The organism is Pseudomonas sp. (genome assembly GCF_049590575.1).
Taxonomy (GTDB): domain Bacteria; phylum Pseudomonadota; class Gammaproteobacteria; order Pseudomonadales; family Pseudomonadaceae; genus Aquipseudomonas.
Genome location: NZ_JBAWDE010000186.1, coordinates 1 through 8214 on the forward strand (window position 1 = coordinate 1; position 8214 = coordinate 8214).

The window sequence follows — 8214 nt, forward strand, 5'->3', positions numbered from 1 at the left end:
CGCCATCGCAGGCAAGCCAGCTCCCACAGTTGACCAGTGTTGGCCTTGAGGAGGCGCCTCTCAGGTCCACCAGTAGCGTACGAGGTGGAAGAAAATCGGCGCGGCAAAACACACCGAATCCAGCCGATCCAGCATGCCACCGTGCCCTTCGATCATATGGCCCCAGTCCTTGACGCCACGGTCGCGCTTGATCGCCGACATCACAATGCCGCCGGCAAACCCCAGCAGGTTGATCAACAGCGCGATCAGGAACGACTGCCACGGGTTGAACGGTGTGGTCCACCACAGCGCCGCGCCGATCAGCGAGGAGAGCAAAATCCCGCCGACAAAGCCTTCCACGGTCTTGGACGGTGACAGGTTGGGCGCGATCTTGTGTTTGCCGAACAGTTTGCCGCACACGTACTGCAGCACGTCCGACAGCTGCACCACGATCACCAGATAAGCGATCAACAGCAAGTTGCGGCCCTCGTAGCCGGGGATGTCGAGGGTCAGCAGGGCGGGCACGAACGACACGCAGAACACCGCGATCATCAGGCCCCATTGCACCTTGGAGGCGCGTTCGAGGAAGTGCGTGGTGTCGCCGCCCAGCGAAGCGAGGATCGGCAGCAGCAGGAACACATACACCGGGATGAAGATCGAGAACAGGCCGTACCAGTCCGAGTAGATCAGCAGGTATTGCAGCGGCAAGGCCAGGTAGAACGCGGCGACTAGGGCCGGGTAGTCGCTGCGGCGGGTGGGCGTGAGGGTGAGGAATTCGCGCAGGGCGTAGAACGACACGGCGTAGAACAGCAGGATCACTGCGCCGGTGCCGAGCCAGAAGGCGATGCCGATCACCACCACCATCACCCACCAGGCGTTGATGCGCGCGTTGAGGTTCTCGATCACCGCGTTCGGCGTGCCGCGGGTGCGCAGTTTGAGGATCAGGCCGATCAGCGAGGCGAGCACCAGGATCGCGCCGATCCCGCCGAACAACATCAGGGTTTGGCTATCCATCTCAGACATGCTCCGGGGCAAGGGCAAGCAAGGCATCGCGGGTGCGGGCGAGGAAGGCGGCTTTGTCTTCACCGTCTTCCAATTGCAGCGGCGCGCCGAAGCTGGTGGTGCACAGCAAGGGCAGCGGCAACACACGGCCCTTGGGCATGACCCGGTTGAGGTTGGCGATCCACACGGGGATCAGTTCGGCCTGTGGGTAACTTTTAGCCAAGTGGTAGAGGCCGCTTTTGAACGGCAGCAGGCCGTCCTCGAGGTTGCGCGTGCCTTCGGGGAAGATGATCAGCGAGTCGCCGCCTTCCAGCGCGGCGAGCATTGGCTGCAAGGGGTTATCCACAGGGTCCTTGCGCTCGCGGTCGATCAACACGCCGTTGAACACACGGTTGATGATGTAGCGGCGCAGGGCACTTTTGTTCCAGTAATCGCTGCCGGCCACCGGGCGCGTGAATTTGCGCAGGTTTTGCGGCAATGAGGCCCACAGCAGCACGAAGTCGCCGTGGCTGCTGTGGTTGGCGAAATAGATGCGCTGCACCGGCACCGGCGCGCAACCCAGCCACAGGCTGCGGGCGCCGGTGACGGTGCGGGCCATGGAAGTAATCAGCGTGGCGACCACGGGTTCGAACATGGGGATTCCTTATCCGGGGAAAGGCAGCCAGGGGCTGGCGAGGATCACGGCCAGGGTCAGCAGCGCTTGCGCGCCCAGCAGCCAGGCTTGTTTACGCAACAATTTGAGGGCGCCGCGACGGCGCTCGGTCCAGGGTCGGCCCGCCCGCTTGGGTGATTGCAGGCCAAGATTCTGCAGGGCCTGGTCGAGGTCCGCGGTACGATCAAGGTCGCGGGCCAGCAGGGCGAACAGGTCGGCGTCGAAGGCCACGCGCAGCGCCCAATACTTTTGCAGCAGCCCGAGAATAATCATCCACAGGCTGAGCAGCAGGCAGAGGGTCGAGATGCTCGCCATCAGCAGCTGAGCCAGGCCGAATAACACACCGGCCACGGTCAGGCCTGTGGATAACTGATCCAGCGAGCGGCCACGGCGCAGCAGGCTGGCGACTACCTGCAGTTCCATATCAGCGGGCATTGGGCAAACCCTCCAAAGCTTCACGGTGAGCGGGGTGCAGGACCACATGGGCCCGCGCTGTACGAATAATAGCCAGTGCCTCGTCTACCGTAGCGGCGCGTCCGCTGTGCAGCAGCCAGGCGGCAACGGCGGTGGCGCTGCGTGAGTAGCCCAAGGCACAGCACACCAGCAGCGGGCCGCTCAGGCGCAGGCGTTCGATGGCTTCAGCGGCCTGCAGGCATTCGGCCGGGGTCGGGGCGATCAGGTCCAGCACGGGCACCGTGTGGTAGGCACGGCCCTGTGGATTAATTGGCAGTTCAGCACACAGATCGACGATTGCCTTGAATGAATCCTGCTCGTTCATCGTGGGAATTCGCCCAAGCCAAACGTTATCCACAATCAGATCCGGCTGTGGATGTTTACGCGTCCACAGGCGCGAATTGATCCACGCACAAACCGTGTAGGGCGCATACAGCCAGCGTGCGGCGGGCGTCAGCCGGCCATCGGCGCGTTTCTGAAAGCCCGCCGCGCCAAGTACGAAGTAATTCGCCTTGATCAGGCCCAGGGACACCGCCGGCCACAGCAGCCACAACCACCAGCCGCCCAGCACCAAGGCCGGAATCACCAGCACCAGTGCGCCCAGCCCATAGCGCACGCCCAGCCGCCAGCGCTTGCGGTCTTGCGTAAGCCGCGCACTCAGCAGCGGGCTCGGATGTTCCACCGGCCACAGCCACACGCACAGCCAACCGGCGAGAGCGCCTGTGGGTAAGTCGATAAAGTGATGTTGATAAGTGGTCAGTACCGAAATTCCGATCAGGGCGAACCAGCCATGCACCACCCAGCGCCATAAACCCTGGCTATGGCGTTGGTACATGACCCACAGGATCACCAGCAACGCGATATGCAGCGACGGCGCCTGGTTGAACGGCTTGTCGAACCCCGCCAGCACCGCGAACAGCCAGCCAAATACGCCGTCCAGTTCCGGGCGCTCGAAGGTGAAGCGCAGCGGCCAGATCAGGAAGCAGCTTACGGCGATGAGTTGGGCGGACAGCAGGCGCAGGGCGTGCTGTTTCAATTCATGACGGCTGTTGGGCAGCAGCAGCGAAAAGCCGTAAAGCAGGTCGATGGACCAGTAGGGCACGATGGTCCAGGCCAGGAACGGCATATGGGTTTCCCAGCCGAACACCAGCGTGCCGACGTCGCTGCGCTGGCTGGTGACCCAGGTGGCAAAGCCGTAGGTGCTGAAAAACAGCGGTGCCAACAGCAGCAGCCACAGCACCGCTGGTTTCAATAAACCGGGTTCGCGCATGTTCAGATCTTCTGCGCCAGGGACACGGTAAAGATGCCCCACTCATCCACGCGTTGGGTGATCTTGCGGAAGCCGGCAGCCTCGACCAACTGATCCATTTCCGCCTGGCTACGGCGGCGCATCACCCAGGCCTGGCCCTGGCGATGGCTGGTCAGCGCGCGGGCGATCAACTCAAGCTGCGGGTGCCACGGCTGGCCGGTGTAGACCAGATAGCCGCCCGGCTCCACAGCTTCGGCGAGCCCCGCCAACGAGCCACTGACCATGCTGTTATCGGCGAACAATTCGTACAAGCCGGACACCACGGCCAGGGTCGGCTTGGGCTCAAGCGCTGCCAGGTCGGCACGGTCAAATGCATCGCCTTTGACGAACTGCGCGATATCCCCCAGGCCTTTCTCGCGGATCAGTGCGCCACCGTCGCGCACGTTGATGTCGCTGTAGTCGCGCAGCAGGATCGATTCCGGCAGTGGCGACACGCCCTGCAAGGCTTCCAGGATGTAGCGGCCATGGCCGGCGGCGATGTCGACGATGCGCACCTCCCGCGCTCCGGCGCGCAACTTGGCCATGGCCAGGCGCAGCAGCTCCTCGACGTTCAGCTTGCGTTGGCGAATGCCGCGCCAGCCGATGGAGTTGAGGTAGTTGGTGTCGATCATTCGCCCCAGCCCGCCCTTGCCGGTGGGTGTGTTGCGGTACACGTAGTCCAGGGTGCTGCCGGAGTCGAAGCCGGTGTCGAAGCCCAGCTTGACCCCGTCCGACAGGTTCTTGCCCAGGCCCATGCTGGCGCGGGTCAGGCGCCAGTACAGGTCGCGCAGGGAGTTGCGTGGCAGCGGCGCGGCGAGGGATTCGGACTCGGCGCAGGTGGCGCCGAGTTTGTCCGCATCCAGCAGGGACGCGCGGTCCAGCGGGTGCGTGAAGTTCTGCAGGATAAAGCGCTTGGCGCTGCTCACGGCCACGGCGCGGTCGCGCTCGCCGAGGGTGTCGTGGAAGAAGCCGGGCAAGATGTGCAGCTCTTTTTTCAGGCTGCCGAGGCGGTCGAAAAACTGCTGCTGGGGTTTGCGGTGCACCACAAAGTCGGAGCCGGAGACCAGCAGCTGGGTCGGCACCTGAATCGCCTGGGCATCGGCTACAACCCGGTCGGCCGCTTCGTACAGGCCAAGCAGCACATTCACCGAAATCGCCTTGGTGATCAGCGGGTCGCTGTCGTAGGACGCCACGCGCTCGGGGTCATGGCTGAGGAACTTGGCCTTGACGTAACTGTTGACGAAAAAATTGCCGCGAAACGTGCGCATCAGCGCCAGGCCCGGCCGCGCGAAGGGCACGTAAAGCTTGACCTTGAACGCCGGCGAGGCGAGCACCAGCGCGCGGATTTTCGGCGCGTAATCGTGCACCCAGGTGGCCGCGATCACCGCACCGACGCTTTGGGCGATGACCGCGAGGTTTTCTGCTTCGATGCCGTAGGTGGCGCCGATATGGTCGCAGAAGGTCTGCACGTCACGGGCGCTGGTGGCAAAGCTCGGGCTGTCGCCGCGCGCGCCAGGCGATTGGCCGTGGCCACGGGCATCCCAGGCGAAGAAGTCGAACTGCGGCAGGTCGAGCTCATCCACCAGGTGCGCGATGCGCCCCGAATGCTCGTGGCCGCGATGGAACAGCAGAATACCCTTGCGCGGCTCGTCGCCCTGCGGGGCGGTGGCCGGCCAGTGCCGGTAGAAAAGCTCGACGCCATCATGGGTACTGAAGGTGTGTTCTTGCTGTTCGCGCATCGCAAAATCCTTATGCAGAAGGGGAGATGTCTTGTTGTTCGTTGAGGCCTTGGCGCACCCGGTTGACCAGGGTATAGGCGAGCAGGGCGGCGACCAGCCACATCACCGTGTCGACCCAGCCGGCGCCGAGCCAGCCCAGCGCCACACCGGTGGCCAGCACGCCGAGTACGAACGCCCGATCACTTTTGCCCATCGGCCCGTCGTAGCGCCGTGAGGCACCGACCATCGGCCCGAGCACGCCGGCGTATTCGCTGAACACCGCCAGCAGTGCCACCAGCAGCACCGGTGCCAGGCTCACGCCGGGGATCAGCGCGAAGGGCAGGATCAACGCGCTGTCGGCGATCACGTCGCACAGTTCATTCAAGTAGGCGCCCAGGCGTGACTGCTGGCCGAATTCCCGCGCGAGCATGCCGTCGATGGCGTTGAGGGCCATGCGCAGGATCATCCACAGCGGGATCAGCGCAAACAGCCACAGGTGTTGGGCAAAGCTGGCGATCAGCAGGCCGACCAGCAGCGACACCACGCCGGCCAGCACGGTGATCTGGTTCGCGGTGGTGCCGTTGTCGTAGAGGCGCTGCACCAGGGGGCGCAGCAGGTTTTGAAAACGCGGCTTGAGCTGATAAATCGAAATCATGGGGAGTGACGCTTCCTTGTCCGTGAACCCGCGAAAAACTGGTTTGGAGTGTGCCCGATTAAGCGTGGCTTGCACCAGTGATGGCGCGTGTTTATGGGGGTTTAGTCACGGTCTTGGCAACGATGAGGAGCAAATGTGGGAGGGGGCTTGCCCCCGATAGCGGTAAGCCGGTCAGCACATCTATCAACTGTCCCGCCGCCATCGGAGGCAAGCCTCCTCCCACAGGGGATGTGGGGGGTGTCTGACAACGGTGTAGGTCGAACAAAAATTTCACGCCCTGTGTTATATCGTAACCAATTGTGTACAAACGGGCGTTGAGTGGATGCAAGTGGATCTGGATGCTGACGGCGCTTCGGTTGAGGGCCTCGCGCGTTTTCAACAAGGGCTGTTTCATGCCCGTCGATTGCGGCAAGCCGGAATCAGCCTGACGGCTTTGGCCCTGGCTGGCTGGGTGCTGGCGCTGTTTGTCGCGCTGTTTGCGCCGTTGTCGATCTGGCCCGTGGTGTTGATCAACTGCGCATCCGCGTTGTTGGTGTTGGTGGCCGGGCTGCAGTCGGCGTGGTGGGTGGCCGATTGGCGCGCTCAGGCGCTGGAAGAGCCGGCGGTTGAGCTGCTGGCTGAAGAGGCCAGCCGCTACGCACGCCTGGCGGGGCGTGTTGGCCAGCAGATTGGCGCGCCGGTGTTGTGGCTGTGTGGTTGGTCGTTGCTGGCACTGGTCAGCATTATTGAGTTCTGGAACCTGGGCTTGCCTGCTGCGCCTGTGGGGCAATCGGCAAGCGTTGGCGCCGCGTTGGGTTTGGCGCTGGCGTTCGGCTTGCTGGTGTTCGAGCGCCGCCTGGCCCAGGAAACCGCCGCGCAATGGCCGGAAGCCGCGCAGTTGGCACAGTTGAGCCGGGTAGCGCTGGGGTGCCTGGTGACCAGCAGCGTGTGTTTGTTGTTTGCGGGTGAGCAGTCTGTCTGGCCGCTGCGCCTGGCGGTGTTGACTGGCATGCTGCCGGCACTGGTGGCGCTGGAGTTTTTGCTGCGCGGTGTGCTGTCACTGTTCAGCCCACGTCAGCCACGCCTCGAACCGCGTTTGATGGCGCAGAGTTTTATCGCCGACCTGCTGCGTTGGCCGCCACAACCCTGGCTGGCGTTGCAGCATGAATTGCACAACCGCTTCGGCATCGACCTGCGCCAGATCTGGGCGTTTACCTACATGCGCCGGGCGTTCCTACCGGTGCTACTGGTGGTGCTCGCCGTGGGCTGGGCGCTGACCGGCGTGCACGAAGTGCCCCTGCAGGGCCGTGGGATTTATGAGCGCTTCGGTAAACCGGTCGAGGTATTCGGCCCTGGCCTGCATGCCGGGCTGCCCTGGCCGTTGGGCCGCGTGATCAATGTGGAAAACGGCGTGGTGCATGAACTGGCCACCAGCGTCAGCGAAGCCGCCACCCCGGAGTTGGCGCCCACCGAAGGCCCGGCGCCGCTGATCGCCAACCGGTTATGGGACGCCAGCCATGTGAATGACAAGTCCCAGGTGATCGCCAGCAGCAGCGGCGACAAGCAGAGCTTCCAGATCGTCAATATGGACGTGCGTTTCGTCTACCGCATCGGCCTCACCGACCAGGCTGCGCTGGCTGCCACCTACCACAGCGCGGATGTGCCGAGTCTGATTCGCAGCACCGCCAGCCGCATCCTCGTGCATGACTTTGCCTCGCGTACGCTTGACGAATTACTCGGCGAACAACGCACCCACCTCGCTGACGAGATCGGCCGCGCCGTGCAAGCCGACCTGCAACAGCTCGACAGCGGCGTGGAAATCCTCGCCACGGTGGTGGAAGCCATCCACCCGCCGGCCGGCGCCGCGAATGCCTACCACGGCGTGCAGGCTGCGCAAATCGGTGCCCAGGCGCTGATCTCCCGCGAGCGCGGGGCCGCCAGTGAACAGACCAACCAGGCCTTGCTGCAAGCCAGCACGGCCCGCGACCAGGCGATTGCCACGGCCCGCGAAGTGAACGCGGGCGCCCAAGCAGCCGACCTGCGTTTTGCCGCCGAACAAAAAGCCTACGCCAGCGCAGGCCAGGCCTTTGTAATGGAACAGTACCTCGCCCAACTCAGCCTGGGCCTGGCCCACGCCAAGCTGCTAATTCTGGATCACCGCCTGGGCGCCGATGGCGCGCCGACGATCGATCTGCGTTCTTTTACCTTGCCGGCCGATCCTTCGGTGCCGCGTAAAGCCGTTCAATAAGGAGTCTGTCTGTTGAGCGCTCATTCTCACGATCACCATCATGGCCATCACCACCATCATCACGGCGATGAACACGCGGCTGGCCCGTTTCCCTGGCGGCGCATGGCCTGGGCCGTGTTGCTGGTGCTGTTTGCGGTAGCGGCGGCGAGCCTGGTGCAGGTGCGGTCTGGCGAAGCCACGGTGATCACGCGTTTCGGCAACCCGTCGCGGGTGCTGCTGGAACCGGGCCTGGGCTGGCGC

At 63.9% G+C, this 8214-nt stretch carries 7 protein-coding genes and 1 pseudogene; 2 read left to right on the plus strand and 6 right to left on the minus strand.

The genetic code is table 11. The annotated features are described in order from the left end of the window. Window positions 1-60: 60 nt before the first annotated feature. Genes WBR57_RS12960 through WBR57_RS12985 form a run of 6 tightly spaced genes read right to left on the minus strand, consistent with a single transcriptional unit; the run spans window position 61 to window position 5747 of the window. A complete protein-coding gene (locus WBR57_RS12960) occupies window positions 61-993 on the minus strand; it encodes a phosphatidate cytidylyltransferase (RefSeq protein ID WP_122542722.1) in 933 nt (310 codons plus the stop codon). Window position 994: 1 nt separating this feature from the next. Then, window positions 995-1615 carry a lysophospholipid acyltransferase family protein gene (locus WBR57_RS12965; protein ID WP_424084147.1) on the minus strand — a complete coding sequence of 207 codons (621 nt, stop codon included), beginning with the start codon at window positions 1613-1615 and terminating at the stop codon, window positions 995-997. A gap of 9 nt (window positions 1616-1624) precedes the next feature. After that, window positions 1625-2068, minus strand: coding sequence for a hypothetical protein (locus WBR57_RS12970; protein ID WP_424084148.1), 444 nt, complete (start codon window positions 2066-2068; stop codon window positions 1625-1627). Next, window positions 2058-3356: a phosphatase PAP2/dual specificity phosphatase family protein gene (locus tag WBR57_RS12975; RefSeq protein ID WP_424084149.1), complete on the minus strand. Its 1299-nt coding sequence runs from the start codon at window positions 3354-3356 to the stop codon at window positions 2058-2060. Before WBR57_RS12975 ends, WBR57_RS12970 begins: the two co-directional genes overlap by 11 nt. 2 nt (window positions 3357-3358) lie before the next feature. After that, complete coding sequence (locus WBR57_RS12980) at window positions 3359-5113, minus strand: bifunctional alpha/beta hydrolase/class I SAM-dependent methyltransferase (RefSeq protein ID WP_424084150.1); 1755 nt, start codon at window positions 5111-5113, stop codon at window positions 3359-3361. Window positions 5114-5123: 10 nt separating this feature from the next. Continuing rightward, window positions 5124-5747: a CDP-alcohol phosphatidyltransferase family protein gene (locus WBR57_RS12985; protein ID WP_424084151.1), complete on the minus strand. Its 624-nt coding sequence runs from the start codon at window positions 5745-5747 to the stop codon at window positions 5124-5126. A 322-nt stretch (window positions 5748-6069) separates the two neighbouring features. Here WBR57_RS12985 and hflK point away from each other — a divergent pair, with 322 nt between their 5' ends. Continuing rightward, window positions 6070-7974: a protease modulator HflK gene (hflK, locus tag WBR57_RS12990; protein ID WP_424084152.1), complete on the plus strand. Its 1905-nt coding sequence runs from the start codon at window positions 6070-6072 to the stop codon at window positions 7972-7974. A 12-nt stretch (window positions 7975-7986) separates the two neighbouring features. Further along, a pseudogene (locus WBR57_RS12995) lies at window positions 7987-8214 on the plus strand (protease modulator HflC); the annotation flags it as partial.